The organism is Methylobacterium sp. J-026, assembly GCF_022829585.1.
GTDB lineage: Bacteria > Pseudomonadota > Alphaproteobacteria > Rhizobiales > Beijerinckiaceae > Methylobacterium.
Genome location: NZ_JAKSYC010000156.1, coordinates 25271 through 39703, shown reverse-complemented (window position 1 = coordinate 39703; position 14433 = coordinate 25271). Strand labels below are relative to the sequence as shown.

General features: G+C 70.0%; 15 protein-coding genes. 9 read left to right on the top strand and 6 right to left on the bottom strand.

Going from position 1 to position 14433, the window contains the following annotated elements:
- Positions 1 to 66: 66 nt before the first annotated feature.
- The 3 genes from MKK69_RS14395 to MKK69_RS14385 all read left to right on the top strand — a co-directional run bounded on the left by MKK69_RS14395 (position 67) and on the right by MKK69_RS14385 (position 4503).
- A complete protein-coding gene (locus tag MKK69_RS14395; RefSeq protein ID WP_243968754.1) occupies positions 67 to 1131 on the top strand; it encodes an SGNH/GDSL hydrolase family protein in 1065 nt (354 codons plus the stop codon).
- A 541-nt stretch (positions 1132 to 1672) separates the two neighbouring features.
- Complete coding sequence (locus MKK69_RS14390; protein WP_409564814.1) at positions 1673 to 3367, top strand: methyl-accepting chemotaxis protein; 1695 nt, start codon at positions 1673 to 1675, stop codon at positions 3365 to 3367.
- A 116-nt stretch (positions 3368 to 3483) separates the two neighbouring features.
- On the top strand, positions 3484 to 4503 hold the full coding sequence (locus MKK69_RS14385; RefSeq protein WP_243968750.1) for a zinc-dependent alcohol dehydrogenase family protein: 1020 nt from the start codon (positions 3484 to 3486) through the stop codon (positions 4501 to 4503).
- A gap of 29 nt (positions 4504 to 4532) precedes the next feature.
- Here the strand turns inward: MKK69_RS14385 and MKK69_RS14380 are convergent, their stop codons facing one another.
- Positions 4533 to 4760: a DUF1127 domain-containing protein gene (locus tag MKK69_RS14380; protein ID WP_243968748.1), complete on the bottom strand. Its 228-nt coding sequence runs from the start codon at positions 4758 to 4760 to the stop codon at positions 4533 to 4535.
- Between the two features lie 323 nt (positions 4761 to 5083).
- A complete protein-coding gene (locus MKK69_RS14375; protein ID WP_243968746.1) occupies positions 5084 to 5353 on the bottom strand; it encodes a GCG_CRPN prefix-to-repeats domain-containing protein in 270 nt (89 codons plus the stop codon).
- A gap of 316 nt (positions 5354 to 5669) precedes the next feature.
- On the opposite strand from MKK69_RS14375, the gene MKK69_RS14370 reads away from it, so the two are divergent.
- The gene (locus tag MKK69_RS14370) at positions 5670 to 6203 is read left to right on the top strand and encodes a hypothetical protein (RefSeq protein ID WP_243968744.1); all 534 of its coding nucleotides are present in this window, start codon (positions 5670 to 5672) and stop codon (positions 6201 to 6203) included.
- A gap of 324 nt (positions 6204 to 6527) precedes the next feature.
- Here MKK69_RS14370 and MKK69_RS14365 read toward each other — a convergent pair whose 3' ends face one another.
- On the bottom strand, positions 6528 to 7337 hold the full coding sequence (locus MKK69_RS14365) for an outer membrane protein (protein WP_243968742.1): 810 nt from the start codon (positions 7335 to 7337) through the stop codon (positions 6528 to 6530).
- Positions 7338 to 7884: 547 nt separating this feature from the next.
- On the opposite strand from MKK69_RS14365, the gene MKK69_RS14360 reads away from it, so the two are divergent.
- On the top strand, positions 7885 to 8583 hold the full coding sequence (locus MKK69_RS14360) for a haloacid dehalogenase type II (protein ID WP_243968740.1): 699 nt from the start codon (positions 7885 to 7887) through the stop codon (positions 8581 to 8583).
- Positions 8584 to 8833: 250 nt separating this feature from the next.
- On the opposite strand, the gene MKK69_RS14355 is transcribed toward MKK69_RS14360, so the two are convergent.
- On the bottom strand, positions 8834 to 9529 hold the full coding sequence (locus tag MKK69_RS14355) for an urease accessory protein UreE (RefSeq protein WP_243968738.1): 696 nt from the start codon (positions 9527 to 9529) through the stop codon (positions 8834 to 8836).
- A gap of 208 nt (positions 9530 to 9737) precedes the next feature.
- Here MKK69_RS14355 and MKK69_RS14350 point away from each other — a divergent pair, with 208 nt between their 5' ends.
- From MKK69_RS14350 to MKK69_RS14335, 4 genes are all read left to right on the top strand, one after another.
- Positions 9738 to 10007: a hypothetical protein gene (locus MKK69_RS14350; protein WP_243968736.1), complete on the top strand. Its 270-nt coding sequence runs from the start codon at positions 9738 to 9740 to the stop codon at positions 10005 to 10007.
- 149 nt (positions 10008 to 10156) lie between these two features.
- Positions 10157 to 10897 carry a TerB family tellurite resistance protein gene (locus tag MKK69_RS14345; protein ID WP_243968734.1) on the top strand — a complete coding sequence of 247 codons (741 nt, stop codon included), beginning with the start codon at positions 10157 to 10159 and terminating at the stop codon, positions 10895 to 10897.
- Entirely contained in the window at positions 10894 to 11643 is a 750-nt protein-coding gene (locus MKK69_RS14340; RefSeq protein WP_243968732.1) for an N-acetylmuramoyl-L-alanine amidase, read from the top strand. The genes MKK69_RS14345 and MKK69_RS14340 overlap by 4 nt, the downstream gene beginning before the upstream one ends.
- A 184-nt stretch (positions 11644 to 11827) precedes the next feature.
- The gene (locus tag MKK69_RS14335; RefSeq protein ID WP_243968730.1) at positions 11828 to 12235 is read left to right on the top strand and encodes a hypothetical protein; all 408 of its coding nucleotides are present in this window, start codon (positions 11828 to 11830) and stop codon (positions 12233 to 12235) included.
- Between the two features lie 145 nt (positions 12236 to 12380).
- On the opposite strand, the gene MKK69_RS14330 is transcribed toward MKK69_RS14335, so the two are convergent.
- On the bottom strand, positions 12381 to 13412 hold the full coding sequence (locus MKK69_RS14330; RefSeq protein WP_243968728.1) for a TerC family protein: 1032 nt from the start codon (positions 13410 to 13412) through the stop codon (positions 12381 to 12383).
- A gap of 243 nt (positions 13413 to 13655) precedes the next feature.
- Positions 13656 to 14396 carry a class I SAM-dependent methyltransferase gene (locus MKK69_RS14325; protein ID WP_243968726.1) on the bottom strand — a complete coding sequence of 247 codons (741 nt, stop codon included), beginning with the start codon at positions 14394 to 14396 and terminating at the stop codon, positions 13656 to 13658.
- Positions 14397 to 14433: the final 37 nt, after the last annotated feature.

Here is a 14433-nt window from a genome sequence, read left to right as displayed (position 1 = left end):
GCGGGATCGGCTGGTACCTGGCCCGATCCCCCTCCCCGACCGTGAGCCGAGCGGTTCCCCCTTCCGATGGTCCGCGTCCTCTGTCTCGGCTACAGCGTCACGGAGCTGCCGGGCTATGTCGAGCGGGCCAACGCCCTGGCCGAGGCCGAGGGCCGCCCGGTCACCTTCGTCCGGAGCGGCTGGGGCGGCCACTCCCTGCCCTCCATCGCCGGCCTCATCGACGAGATCCTGGACGCGATCCCCTGCGACCACGTCCTCCTGGAGCTGTTCACCGGCAACGTCCGCTATTTCGACGGCGCGACCCTGCGGGCCTATCTCGACGACATCCTCGCCGGGACCGCCCGGCGGAACCTGCCGGTCGCCTTCCTCAACCTCCACCAGGGCGGGGTCGACTACGCGGCCGAGCCCGTCGCCGGCCTGCTCGCGGAGTACCGCGCCCTCTACGGCATCCGGACCCTCGACATCGCCGCCCCCGTGGCGGCGGCCGGCGCCGGCGACATCACCTATCTCCTGAGGGACGGGACCCATGCGAGTCCGGCGGGGGCCGACCTCTACGGCACCCTGGTCTACAGCTTCCTGCGCGCGCCGCCGCCGGGCCGCGACTACCTCCCGTGGTTCCGGGGACTGCCGGGCCGGTTCGAATCGCTGCCCCTGCGCACCCTCCCCGGCCAGGTCTGCGAGTTCGATCTGCGCCGCAACGGCATCCCGCTGCACTTCCGGGAGATCCCTGAGGGCGCCCGCGCCGAGATCCCCCTGGGGCGCCCCCGCGATGTGATCGGCATCCTCGTCACCTACGGACCGCGGTCGGGCACGCTGATGGTGCAGGATCCGGAGACCGGGCGGGGGCGCGGCCTCGTCGCCTACGATGAATTCTCCTACTACACGCGCGCGATGTTCCGCAGCGTCACCCTCCGGGGCGCCCGCGTCCTGACGATCGCGCAATCGGCGGAGCGCCCGGACATCCCCCTGCGCAAGGGCGAGCCGGATCCGGGCCCGCGGCTCGGGCGCGTGTCCCACGTCTTCTGTCTCCGCCGGCTGAGCCTCGCCGAGCGCGCCGCGCTCCTGCGCCATCGGGTCCGGCGCAGCCTGCGCCGCGTCGGACTGCGGCTCGGCGGCGTCCGGAGGGCGTGACGCCAGCCCGCATGGGGCACGGACGGGGCACGGACGGGGTAAGGAGCGCGGATCGGGGCCGGGCACCACGGTCTGCATCCCCGCGCGCGGGACCTGCGGTCGGGGGAACTCGACGGGGATCCGGCCCTTCGAAGCGCGCGACCGCCCCTGGCGGCACGGTCGTGACACCGGACCGTTCCGGCATCGCCCCGGGGCGTCCCCTCCCCCGCGAGCGACCAGGGCGGAATCCCGATCCATCCGGTGAATCCCGGCCCCGGGATGAGGCACGAAGCGTCCGATGCGCGTCATCCTGAGCGTCGGCGATCGCCTCTCGGGATGCCGGCCCCGAACGCGAAGGCCATTTCGGTCCTGGCAAAGCACAATCGGATTTCTTGAGATCAGAAGACAGGCGTCAAAATTGAGTGCTGTCTTATTCAGCTATTGATTTATAAAACGATCGATGAATCCACGACGATTTCAAAACATGCAGTGCAAACGTCGGGAGATTTCGAGGCCCTGTCATGGTACCGTCGCGACGAGAGCACGTGGGAGAGAGAGAAGCATGCGCATCCTGCAGAACGCCGGATTGCTCGTCAAAATATCCGTACCCATCTTGATCATGGTCTGCACCAGCACGTTTATCGTAATTTATTCGATGAATGCGCTCCATCTTATGGAGCAGAGAAGCAATTATATGGTCGATTATTATTTTTCGCGTCTGGAAATGTTCGCGCAGGTCCGCGAGAAATTCGTCGACGCGACCCTCATGAACCGCAACATCGTCATCGGCCAGCCGGAGATCGACCGTCCGGCCTTCAGGAAACAATACGATGCGGCCGTCAAGGCCGTGGCCGACAATCTCGAGACGCTCGCCGCGGGTTCGCGGCGCAAGGAGATCCGGGACATGCAGCGCAACCTCGGCACCATCGCGCGCGACTATTTCGATCTGCTCGACCGGTCCAACGCTCTCGCCCTCGGGAACGACAGGGCCGCGGCGATCCAGGTCGGCGTCGTCGCGGGCCGTGAGATCCGGGCGCGGTTCAACGCGGCGGCGGAGGCTTACGAGGCGCAGGCGGCAGCCCGTCTCGGCGAGGCGAAGATCGCGTCGCAGCGGGAGACCGCGCAGGCCCGGATGGTCCTGATCGGGTCCGCCCTGGGGGGGCTGCTCGTCGCCCTGGGCCTCTCTGCGGCGATCGTCATCCTCGGCGTGGCGCGGCCCCTCTACCGCCTCGTCGCCGCGCTGCAGCGCATGGCGCGGGGGGATATCGGGGCCGCGATCCCGGAGGCGCGGCGCGGCGACGAGATCGGGATCGTCGGTCGCGCGGTCGAGGAGATCAAGGCCATGGTCGCCCGCAACGCCGCCGCGGAGGCCGAGCGCAGGCAGCAGGCGGAGGCCGCCGCCGCCGCCGAGCGCCGGCGCGGCCGGTTGGATCTGGCCCGGACCTTCGAGGAGGCGGTGGCCAAGATCGCGGACCGTGTCTCGTCCTCCGCGGGGGCGCTCCAGAACACGGCCCACCAGATGAGCCTGACCGCCCAGGAGACGGCCAGCCAGTCCGGGGCGGTGGCGAGCGCCGCCGAGGAGGCGGCGGCCAACATCACCACCGTCGCGGTCTCGACCGAGGAACTCGGCCAGTCCATCCAGGAGATCGGCCGCCAGGCGGGCGACGCGTCGAGCCTCGCGCACCAGGCGGTCGGCGAGGCCGACCAGACCGCCGGCCTCGTGTCCGAGCTGCAGACGGCGGCCCGGGAGGTCGGCGACGTGGTGCGGCTGATCGCGTCCATCGCCGCGCAGACCAACCTGCTGGCGCTCAACGCCACCATCGAGGCGGCGCGGGCCGGGGAGGCCGGCCGGGGCTTCGCGGTGGTGGCGGGCGAGGTGAAGGCGCTCGCCGAGAAATCTGCCCGGGCGACCGACGGGATCACCGCGCAGATCGGCCGGATCCAGGGCGTGACCGGTGCGGCGGTCGGCGCGATCGGTACGATCATCGACCGGATCCGCGAGATCAACGGCGTGGTGACCGCGATCGCGGCGGCCGTGGACGAGCAGGGCACGGCGACCCGGGAGATCGTGCGCGCCGTCGCCCAGGCGACGCAGGGTGCCGCGGAGGTGACCGGCACCATCGCCGGGGTGGCCCAGGCCTCGGAGCGGACGGGGGGCGCGGCCGATCAGGTGCTCACGGCCGCCACGGCCCTGCTGCGTCAGTCCGAGGGGCTCTCGGCCGAGATGGATCGCTTCCTGGTCGGCATCCGCGCCTGAGGGCGGCGGCCGGCCGGCGAAGCCGCCGATCCCCCGACACGGCTCGACGCGGCCCCCGCGGCCTGCCACCATCGGCCTCCCGGGCGGCCGCGGCCGCCCGCAGCCAAGGGTGCGCCATGATCGGATCGGTATCGCGGGCCGTGATCGTCCAGCCGGGGGGCGGCTTCGACCGGGTGGGGTTCGGCGAGCGGCCGGTCCCGGAACCCGGCCCCGGCGAGATCACCGTCCGCCTGCGGGCCAGCTCGCTCAACTATCACGACTACGCCGTGGTCAGCGGCCTGTGGGGGCCGAGCGAGCCCCGCGTCCCAATGTCCGACGGGGCCGGCGAGGTCGAGGCCCTGGGCCCCGGCACCGACGCCTTCGCCGTGGGCGACCGGGTCGTCAGCACGTTCTTCCCGACCTGGACCGAGGGCACGCCGCGGGTCGAGGGCTTTGCCACCGTGCCGGGCGACGGGGTCGACGGCTACGCCCGCGCGCGGGTGACGGCGCCGGCGACCGCCTTCACGCACGCCCCGCGGGGCTGGGACCACGCCGAAGCGGCGACGCTGACCACCGCCGCCCTGACCGCGTGGCGGGCGCTCCACGCCGATGCCGGCCTCAAGGGCGGCGACGTGGTCCTCGTACAGGGCACCGGCGGCGTGTCGCTGTTCGCCCTGCAATTCGCCAAGGCGGCGGGCGCCACGGTGATCGCCACCTCCTCCAGCGACGCGAAGCTGGAACGCCTGCGCGAACTCGGCGCCGACCACGGGATCAACTACCGCGCTGACCCGGCCTGGGGCGAGACCGCCCGGCGGCTGACCGGCGGGCGCGGCGTCGACCACGTGCTCGATGTCGGCGGCCCGGCGACGCTGGAGCAGTCCATGGCCGCCGTGCGGGTCGCCGGCCACGTCTCGGTGATCGGTATCCTCTCGGGCCTGGCGGGGGAGCTGCCGCTGGTGCCGGCTCTCCTGAAACAGATCCGCCTGCAGGGCGTGCTGGTCGGCAGCCGGCGCCACCAGATCGAGATGATCCGCGGGATCGAGGCCTGCGGGCTGCGGCCGGTGATCGACCGCCGCTACCCGCTGGACGATCTCGTGGCGGCCTTCCGCCACCAGGAGAGCAACCGCCATTTCGGCAAGATCTGCATCGAGATCTGAGGCCCGGGGCGGTCCATCCGGGCCGGGACTCAGCGGAAGGCGATCCCGAGCCCGCGGGGCATCGCACCCGCGCGGCGCGGCTCCGGCCGGCTCGACGGCGCGGGGGCATGCGCGCAGCCGTTCTCGCAGAAGGCGCGGAGCGTCCGCCGGTCGAGGCCGATATCGTGGAGCGCCGCGTCGTCGAGCGCCGACAGGACGCGCATATTGCGCGCCGCGGCACGCCGGCTCCGGATAGACTTCAAGAACGCGACGATCATGATCCAGCCTCCGTCGGGTCGATCGATCACGGGTCATCCGTAATCCGCCCACGCAGCGTCGCCGTCTCGCCCCGTCTTCGCATCCTCCATTCTGACGGTCGCCCGCGGGCCGAAACCACCCACGGGCCGAAACCACCCTCGGGCAACGCCGGCCGCGCGACGCCGCGTCGACCGCGTCCGCGATGACCCGGGGATCCGGCCGTGTCCCGGGATCACAGGACGACAGGACAGGCGGCCGTTCCCTGGGCGCGGTCGCCTGTCCTTCGGGTCGACACGCGGGGGCCGCCAGGGTTCGGCGGAACCGGGCGCGCCGCGCGATCGCCTCAGTAGCGGCAGACGCGCCGCGGCCCGAAGGGCGTCGGGCGGAAGAAGCAGCGCGGGCCGTAGAAGCGCGGCCGGCGGTAGATCGGCCGGCAGCGGCCATAGGGGCCGGGCGCCCAGCCGGGGCCGCAGCCGAAGGCGACGGTGCCGACCGCCGGGGGACCGGCGATCGTATCGGTCCCGACGGGCATCAGGGGCGCCGCGCCGGCGGAGGCGAGGCCGAGGCCGCCGATGACGGCCGCGGCGGCCGCGAGCATCTTCACGTGCATCATGATCAGACCTTCTGTTCGGGCTCGCGCCGGGCCAGCCCGGCACGAGGGCGAGGCAGATCGGTCATCGCGCCTGAATAGCGGCTGACCTTGGCCGTAATCGTCCGGAAACAAGCGATTGGACGTCCCGGGCGGCTCTACAGGGCGGAATCGGCTCTCGGTGCCGGTCGGGCGCGACGCCCGTCGATAGCCCCCGATCCGTCGGGCCGGCCGACATAGCCGGGGATAAAGCGGGGCGCGTCAGGTCCGCGCGCCGCGCCGCCGGAACGGAGCCGCGGGCCTGGTGTTGTCTGCCAAATCTTTATTCGGAGACACGACGATGTCGGGAACCGCCAAGAAGACCGATCCCAAGCTGTGGGAGAAGGTCAAGAAGGATGTCACCAAGTCGGAGAAGGGCGGCAAGCCCGGTCAGTGGTCGGCGCGCAAGGCGCAGATGGCGACGGCCGAATACAAGAAGGAAGGCGGCGGCTACGCGGGCAAGAAGGCGGATGACAACCACCTCAAGCAATGGACCGACGAGGAGTGGGATACGAAGTCGGGCAAGGCGAGCGGCAAGACCGGCGAGCGCTATCTGCCCAAGAAGGCCCGCGAGACCCTGAGCGACGCGGAGTACGACGCCAGCACGGACAAGAAGCGGGCCGATACCGCCAAGGGCAAGCAGTTCTCGAAGCAGCCCAAGGCCGCGGCCGAGAAGGCCGCCGCGGCGCGCAAGACCGGCAAGGCGGCCGGCAAGGCAAGCGGCAAGACGGCGGGGACCACGAAGGCCGAGCTGATGCGCAAGGCCCGGGCGCAGAACGTCCCCGGCCGGTCGCGGATGTCGAAGGCGGAGCTGGAGCACGCCGTCCAGGCCTGACACCGGATTGCGATGAGCCCGATTCATCGCACTCCGCCCGCGCGGCGGCGGCCGTCCGCCGAACCTGACGGATCCCGACCATGGATCGGGATCCGTGGGCTGGTCGAGGCGGTCATCGGGACGCCCGGGGCCGCCCCCTACGATGTGAGACCTCCCGGGAGAGACTCTAGGGCCGCTCCGCTGCGCGAACGGCCGGTCTGATCGGGCCGGGGATGCTCAGGTCGAGGGACGGTGCGGCGGGGCCGAGGTGGCCCGCAGGTCCGCCATGACCGGACGGGTCCCCGCCGTGCCGGAGGGCGCGGCGGGGTGGCTGGCGGCCGGGTCTCAGTAAGAGCCGAACTTGTAGTTCAGACCGACGCGCCCGAGCACGCCCTCGTTCCGGAACCGCGTGGCGAAGGAGCCGAAATTCCCGATGATTGGCAGGAGCGGGACCGTGCGGCTGCCGAGGTCGTAATAGAGCGCCTCGGCCTTCACCGTCACCGCGTTGGAGTGGAAGACGTTCAGGAACGAGTCGGTGGGGAGGGCGTACTCGACGCCGCCGCCGACCGCGTAGCCGGTCTCGGTGCGCGAACGGGTGCCGAAGAAGACCGGCGGCAGCCCCGCGAACTGGAAGAGGCTGCCGCGGTAGATCTGATTGGCATAGGCGAAGCCGCCGGTCGCGTAGAACAGGGTCCGGTCGACGGCATAGCCGAGGCGGCCGCGCACGGTCCCGAGGTAGTCGCCGGACTGGCTGTAGGTGTTGTTGCCGATGACCTTGCTCTGGAAGCTCCGGGTGCGCTTCAGATCGGTGTAGGCCGCATCGGCTTCGACGCCGACGACGAAACCGGAGCCTGGCGTGACCTGATAATTGTAGCCGACCTGCCCGCCGCCCGTGAAGCCGTCCCGCGGGAGCGGGATCGTGCTCGTGTAGGAGCTCGGGAAAATCACCCTGCGGCTGACCAGGGTACCCGCGGTGTACGCGGTGTCCTGGGTCGAGGTGATGTAACCGGCGTTGATGCCGAAATAGGCGCCCGTCCAGGTGAAGACCGGCAGCGGAGCCGGCACCGGCTGAAGGGCGCGGCGGGGCAGATCGGCGGCCGAGGCGGTCGCGGTCAACGCTGCGAGGGCAGCCATGGAGGTGAGGATCTTGCGCATGCCGGATTGTTCCAAGGACAGGATGTGTCGTCCGAGGTAAACGATCCGTTCGGAACGTTCTGTAGCAGGTCGGCAACAGTCAAAAGTGAAGTCTATTGGCCAATAATTAGCGGATTGCTCCAAAATTTTGAGGAAAAATTGCCTGCCAGAAAATGGAATTTCCGCCTGGATTGTCGGTAGATTTATGGTGAGCCGGTCTTTTAGCTTTAACGCCGAGACTTATACGGCGCGGGCGACGGTCCTTCGGCGTGAGGGGCCTGAAAAGACAACGGCACCCGATCGGATCGATCGGGGCCGTTTCGGGCCGCCGGCTTCTCGGCATCGCCTCGCGCCGAAGTGTCATCCGCTCCGGTCACGCCTCTCGGGAGGGGACTCGATCGGCTTGAGCGTGCGGCGGCTGCCTTCGACCCAACCTGGCCGCTTGGGTCTCCACGGGCGCTTGCCATGAGCGGCCCTGCGTGGGCCGTCCGGCAACCTCGCCTCAGAGGTGGACATCGGACGTTGCGGGCAGGGATAGTTCGCGCAGGACCGCCCGGTGGGACCGATCATGCTGCAACTGCAACCTGTGCCGAAGGTGATTACCTTCGATTGCTACGGGACTCTGGTCCGGTGGCATGACGCTGTCCGGTCTGCGGCCCGCGCGATCCTGGCCAAACGCCTCACGGAGCCTGACGCGCAAGATCAATCGGTCGCTCTGGCTGACCGGCTGCGCAGCGCCGCCGTGGAGCGGCAGCAGCGCCCGCCCTACTGCGACTACAAGTCCGTCCTGCGGTCTGCCCTCGCCGTGACCCTCGCCGAGGCCGGTCATACGGCGAAGCCCGAGGACGAGGAGATGCTGCTATCGACCCTGGGCCGGATCGAGCCGCACCCCGACGTCCCGGCCGCGCTCGATCGCTTGCGCACACGCTACCGGCTCGCGGTCATCAGCAACACGCACGACGACCTGATCGCCGGCACCGTCGCGGCGATCGGGGTGCCGATCGACTTCGTCGTTACCGCCGAGCAGGCTCGCGCCTACAAGCCCGACCACCGGCTCTTCCTGCACGCCTACGCCACCTTGGGCGTGACCAAGGAGGAGACCGTGCACGTCGGCATGGGGCAGTTCACCGACCTCAAGGTCTGCCACGAACTCGGCATCCGGTCCGTGTGGATCGACCGGGTCGGCGAGCCGCTGAACCCGGACTGGCCGCCGCACGCCAAGCTGGACGATCTTGCGGGTTTGCCCGACATGCTGTCGGTCCCTTGAACGGCTTCTGAGCCGGTCTGTGGGTCCGCAGAGGGTCGCGACCGGGTGCGACGGCGATGCCTGATCTCTTCGATTGTCGCCCGGAAGCGGACCGGCGAAAACCCACCCTTCTCAGACGTTATCACGGCCACGCTGATTGAGTTCAGGCCCTGGAGCGGTCGCCGCCGACGTCAGAGACCGGTTCGGCGGCGCGCGCACGTCACATCCAGGCCTTCAGCCGTTCCCTGTCGCAACGCGATCGGTCGCGGCTCTAATGGTCGTGGCCGCAGCCCGGGCCGTGCACGTGGCCCTGCTCGGGATGCGCATGCCCGTGGTCATGCGCATGCCCGTGGTCATGCGCATGGTCCTGCTCGGAATGCGCATGCCCGTGGTCATGCGCATGGCCTCCGGCGTGGTCAGGGCCGTGATCGTGGCCGTGCGTGTGGGCATGCCCATGGCCGTGCTCGGGACCGTGATGGTCGTGATGGTCGTGCCCGTGATCGTGCCCCTGCCCGTGATCGTGGCCGCAGGTGCTGTGGTCGTGGGCCGCGTTCTCGGGCCGGAAGGCCCGCGAGACCAGGCTCGCGAGGCAGCCCTGGCCGCGCACCAGCTCGGCCGTGGCGGCACTGGCCGGGATGTAGAGCGCCTCCGCGGCGATCTCGGCGGGGACGTGGCTGCTGCCGAGCTGCCAGGCCAGGCGCATCAGCCGGGCCGGGTTCTCGGCGCGCACGGCGAACAGATCCTCCGCGGCGGCCCGCACCGCCACGAGCCGGCCGTCGTCGAGGCGCAGCGCGTCGCCGTCATCGAGGGTCGCGGCCTTGGTCAGCGCCACCGCGAAGCCGAGGCCCCCCTCGGCGACCAGGGTTCCCGGGAGCGCGGCCCGGCCCGCGTGGTCGAGGCTCACCGTGTCGGCGACGCGGTCGGGGCGCACCGCGGCCCGGCGGACGATCGTGGTGGCTGTCGGCATGGGACCCTCGGACAAGACCTGCTGCACCCCGGCCGGGGTGCCCCTCGGGGCCGAGGCATAGGGCGAGACCGGAACCGGGCGCAACTCCGGTCCCGGGCCGATGGAACCTTAGCCGTAGGCTCGCCATTAGCATTCCTGCTAAGCTCGGCGCGATCCGCCACGATCACGGCCAACGGCCGGACCGGATGCCAAGGGAGTTCTGGGGACCATGAAGAAGCTGACTGCCGCCGCCCTCGCCACCATCGCCGCCCTCTCGCTCGGCGCCTGCAACACCCCCGAGGACCGGGCGCTGGGCGGTGCCGGCCTCGGTGCGCTCACCGGCGCGGCGATCGGCGCGGCCGCCACGGGCCGCGCGGGCGGTGCCCTCGCCGGTGCGGCGATCGGCGGCGCCGGCGGCGCCATCGTGGGCGCCTCGACCGCGCCCGCCTGCCCCTACGGCACCTACCGGGACGCCTACGGCAACGTCTACTGCCGCTGAGACGGGGGCGGGCCGGGCGCGTCCCGGCCCTTCCGCGGGGCTTGAGGAGCGGCTATCCCGGCCCTCGGCCGGGGCGTCCCGGTGCCGGACGCAAAGCCCCTCGCGATGATCGCACCGAGTCCACGAATCGCCCCGGAACCGGTCTGGCCATGAATGCGGCGGCCGAGTCCCAGGGCGTCTGGGGCAAGATCGGAGGCGCCGGCCTCGGCCTCGCGATCGGCGGTCCCCTCGGGGCGCTGGTCGGCGGCGTCGCCGGCCATTTCCTGCTCGACCGGGTCGGCGCGCCCTTCGGCCGGACGCCCCGGGACGTGGTGTTCACCACCGGCTTGGTGGCGCTGGCCGCCAAGATGGCCAAGTCCGACGGCGTGGTGCTGCCCTCCGAGGTCGAGGCCTTCGGCCGGGTCGTGCGGGTGGACGCGGCGGCGCGGCCTGGGGTCGAGCGCCTGTTCGACCTCGCCAAGAAGACGACGAACGGTTTCGAGGCCTATGCGCGCCAGCTCGCCGCGACCTTCGGCGACGAGCCGGCCCTGCTCGAGGACGTGCTCGACGGTCTGTTCCAGATCGCCGGCGCCGACGGGGCGCTCCACGAGGCGGAGGAGCGCTACCTGCGCGCCGTCTCGGGCATCTTCGGCTTCGACGAGGCCGCGTTCCAGCGGATCGCCGCCCGGCACGTGCGGCTGCCGGACGACCCCTACGCGGTCCTCGGGCTCGACCGGGACGCCGACGTGGCGGCCCTGAAGGCCCGCCACCGGGCGCTGGTCGCCGAGCACCATCCCGACCGGGCGCTGGCCCGGGGCCTGCCCGCCGAGGCGGTGGCGATCGCCACCCGGCGGCTGGCCGCCATCAACGCCGCCTACGACCGGATCGCGCAGGAGCGCGGGGTGCGGTGAGCCTCACCCCGGACAGCCCCCTCGCCCGCCGGGTCGCCCCCTCGCCGAACCACGGCGCGCGCCGGGGCGGGCGCCTCGACACGCTGGTCCTGCACTATACCGGCATGGACAGCGCCGCCGCCGCCCTGGCGCGGCTGCGCGACCCGCTGAGCGAGGTCTCGGCGCATTACCTCGTCTTCGAGGATGGCGGCCTCGTCCAGATGGTGCCGGAGGCGCGCCGGGCCTGGCACGCGGGCGCGGGCGCCTGGAAGGGCGAGACCGACCTCAATTCCCGCTCGATCGGGATCGAGATCGTCCATCCGGGCCATGCCGGCGGGCTGCCGCCCTACCCGGAGGCGCAGGTCGCCGCGGTGATCGCGCTGGGCCGAGACATCCTCGGCCGCTGGCCGATCCCGCCGGAGCGGGTGCTCGCCCATTCCGACATCGCCCCCGAGCGCAAGGAGGATCCCGGCGAGACGTTTCCGTGGGACAGCCTCGCGGCGGCGGGGATCGGCCATTTCGTGCCGCCGGCACGCCTCCGGGACGGACGGTTCTTCGCCCAGGGCGATGTCGGCCAGCCCGTGGAGGCGCTGCAGGCGATGTTCGCCCTCTACGGCTACGACCTGCCGGTTTCCGGGGTGTTCGACGCACGCACGCACGCGGTGGTCACCGCGTTCCAGCGCCACTTCCGGCAGGCGCGGGTCGACGGCGTGGCCGATGCCTCGACCATCACCACCCTGCGCGACCTGATCGCGGCCCTCGGCTGACGCATGTCCAGAGCGTTTTTCCCGTTTTGGCGGGGCGTCGGGGTAAAACGCCGACCCGCGCGGAGGGAGATGTTTCGCGCCGCCGCAGCACCGATGGCTGCGATACCCGAGTCTACTTCAGATAGACACGTGTGTCTGTGAATTGAACTGAAAGTAAAAATCTATTTTTTCAAGCATTCATGTCTTGCAGACAGGTGCTGTTCAGATTGTTTTCCATACTGGCATCCGTGAGCGGATCCACGACGGCCGCTACCCTGCCTATGAGCTGGCGGACATGAATAAGCCAATATCATCCATGGCCTTCGCGCTTCTCTTCTGTCTTGGCGGATGCGGAAAGTCGGGCTTGACCAGCGAAGAGATCGAGAAGGCATTTCGATCCATGGCTCCTTTCAACGAGCGAACGTCGCCGGCCTTTCATGATTTCAAGGTCCGCCGGTGCGATGCCGTAACGGATGACAAGGTCTTCAACTGCGAATTCCAGTTTATGCAGATGGGCAGAACGGAGGTTGCGAAGGCGCAGTTCAGCCGCAGCCGTGATGGCTGGGCGATGGTCGATTTCGCCTCGATCGCCTCCTACAACGATTCGAAATAGAACCCGGACGGCCGGGGCATCGACCCGCGCAGGATCGCGCCTGGCCCGGGGGATGCGCAGGCATCGTCGGCGAATCGTCCGGGGTCGGCGCCGGGCCCCGCTCCCGTTTCCCGGATCGCGGCGCGCACGGCGAAGCCGGGGAGCCCTACGCCCCGTGTGCCCGGGCCTCACGCTCGGGCTGGCCCGTGTCCCGCTGCGCCTTGTCCTCGCCGCGGGTCCGCCACAGGCTGTAGCCGACGCCCGCCGCCAGCAGCGCCAGCGTCACCACGAGGGAGACCCAAGGCGGGACCGCCACGAGGCCGAACGTGTCGGCGACCACGATCTTGGCGCCGATGAAGATCAGGATGAAGGCGAGCGCGGTCTTGAGATAGGCGAAGCGGTCGACCATCGCGGCCAGCGCGAAGTAGAGGGCGCGCAGCCCCAAGATCGCGAAGATGTTGGAGGTGTAGACCACGAAGGTGTCGGTGGTGATCGCGAAGATCGCCGGCACGCTGTCGACGGCGAAGATCACGTCGGCGCCGTTGACCAGCACCAGGGCGAGCGCCAGCGGCGTGAACCACAGGGCCCTGCGGCCGGTCTTCGGGTCGGTCCTGCGCACCGCGAAGCGCTGGCCGTGCAGGTCGGGCGTGACCCGGAAGGTCGTCTTGAACCAGCGCACGACGGCGCTGTTCTGGAAGTCACCCGCCTGTTCCTCGCCCGAGAGCAGGATCTTCAGCCCGGCGTAGATCAGGAAGGCGGCGAAGAGCGAGAGCACCCAGTGCACCTGATGCACCAGGGCGGCGCCGAGCCCGATCATCAGGCCGCGCAGCAGCACGGCGGCCAGGATGCCCCAGAGCAGGACCCGGTGCTGGGCGGCGCGCGGGACGCCGAGAGCCGTGAGGATCATGGCGATGACGAAGACGTTGTCCATCGACAGCGACTTCTCGACCACGAGGCCGGTGACGTATTCCTCGCCCGCCTGGGAGCCGAGATACCACCAGACCCAGCCGCCGAAGGCGAGACCCAGGGCGAGGTAGAAGCCGGTGAGCAGGAGGCTCTCCCGGACGCCGATCTCGTGCTCCTTGTCCCGGTGCAGGAGGCCGAGGTCGAAGGCGAGCAGGCAGGCGATCAGGACGTGGAAGCCGAGCCACATCCACAACGGCTTGCCGAGCCATACGACGGTAAGGACGTCCATCATGCGCGGGACCTGATGCTGATTCCGAATGGAAAGCATCGGCTCCGACATCACGGGCGCTGAGAAGCGCCCGCCAGAGGGGCCCGCAGCCGATGGGGCCGAGGTAAGCGGTGATCCGGGCGAATCAAGGGCAGGCGCGGCGGCTGACGGCCGGGTGGAGCGCGCCCCGCCGAGGTGGAGACCGGTTCGGCGTCAGCGAGCCCGTCGCATCGCGGATCTGGCGCCGCCCGCGATCGGGGGGCGGATCTAGATCCGGAACGGGAGCGAGTGGCCGAAATTGGCCACCACGGCTTCGGCCGAGACGATCTGCTGGCTGTCGAAGAAGGCCTCCAGCGCCGCCCGGTCGTTGGGCATCGCGTGAAACTCCGCGACGATGTCGAGATAGCGATCCTCCAGGACGGTCGAGGACGGATCGAGGTTGGTGAGGCAGACCAATCCGGTCGGGGCGCAATCGACGAGGATCACCCTGAGATCCGGACGGTATTTCTGGATGATGGGGATGATCTTCCAGACATCACCCGTCCAGGCCGCCGCCCACGGACCGGGCGTCCGCCCCGGTGTATTGTTCTGCCGTTCGATCATCTCGCCGTCGAACGGCAGGCAGTCGTGGATGGTGATCAAGCCGGAGCGGCCGGACAACCGCTCGGTGTTGTACACGTCCCGAAGCAGGTATTCGAACAGATGCATGCCGTCCAGGAATGCGAAATCCAACGGTCCGGCGGACCGGACTTCGTCGGCGTGATCGCGGAAAAACCGATCGCTCGTCATCCGATAGAGGCGCAACGACTCCTTCCCCGCCGTCGGATCGACCGTCAAGGCGAACCCAGGATCGACGCCGAAAGCGGAGGGGACGGAGATCTTGGACAGATTGATCCCGTTTTGGACACCGATTTCCAGGTAGGTCCGTGCTTCCCGCTCGAGGACGAGCCGTGCGATGAAGTCCTGGTAGAGCAGGCCAGTATAAGGGGAGTCCGTTATCTGTGCCATGGTCTATCGTTCCCCGTCGCGCCATCGATTCGGCCGG

Bases quoted from the DNA above. Each gene is read 5' to 3' on its own strand.
- MKK69_RS14395 (WP_243968754.1), top strand. From the start codon at position 67: ATGGTCCGCGTCCTCTGTCTCGGCTACAGCGTCACGGAGCTGCCGGGC.
- MKK69_RS14390 (WP_409564814.1), top strand. From the start codon at position 1,673: ATGCGCATCCTGCAGAACGCCGGATTGCTCGTCAAAATATCCGTACCC.
- MKK69_RS14385 (WP_243968750.1), top strand. From the start codon at position 3,484: ATGATCGGATCGGTATCGCGGGCCGTGATCGTCCAGCCGGGGGGCGGC.
- MKK69_RS14380 (WP_243968748.1), bottom strand. From the start codon at position 4,760: ATGATCGTCGCGTTCTTGAAGTCTATCCGGAGCCGGCGTGCCGCGGCG.
- MKK69_RS14375 (WP_243968746.1), bottom strand. From the start codon at position 5,353: ATGATGCACGTGAAGATGCTCGCGGCCGCCGCGGCCGTCATCGGCGGC.
- MKK69_RS14370 (WP_243968744.1), top strand. From the start codon at position 5,670: ATGTCGGGAACCGCCAAGAAGACCGATCCCAAGCTGTGGGAGAAGGTC.
- MKK69_RS14365 (WP_243968742.1), bottom strand. From the start codon at position 7,337: ATGCGCAAGATCCTCACCTCCATGGCTGCCCTCGCAGCGTTGACCGCG.
- MKK69_RS14360 (WP_243968740.1), top strand. From the start codon at position 7,885: ATGCTGCAACTGCAACCTGTGCCGAAGGTGATTACCTTCGATTGCTAC.
- MKK69_RS14355 (WP_243968738.1), bottom strand. From the start codon at position 9,529: ATGCCGACAGCCACCACGATCGTCCGCCGGGCCGCGGTGCGCCCCGAC.
- MKK69_RS14350 (WP_243968736.1), top strand. From the start codon at position 9,738: ATGAAGAAGCTGACTGCCGCCGCCCTCGCCACCATCGCCGCCCTCTCG.
- MKK69_RS14345 (WP_243968734.1), top strand. From the start codon at position 10,157: ATGAATGCGGCGGCCGAGTCCCAGGGCGTCTGGGGCAAGATCGGAGGC.
- MKK69_RS14330 (WP_243968728.1), bottom strand. From the start codon at position 13,412: ATGATGGACGTCCTTACCGTCGTATGGCTCGGCAAGCCGTTGTGGATG.
- MKK69_RS14325 (WP_243968726.1), bottom strand. From the start codon at position 14,396: ATGGCACAGATAACGGACTCCCCTTATACTGGCCTGCTCTACCAGGAC.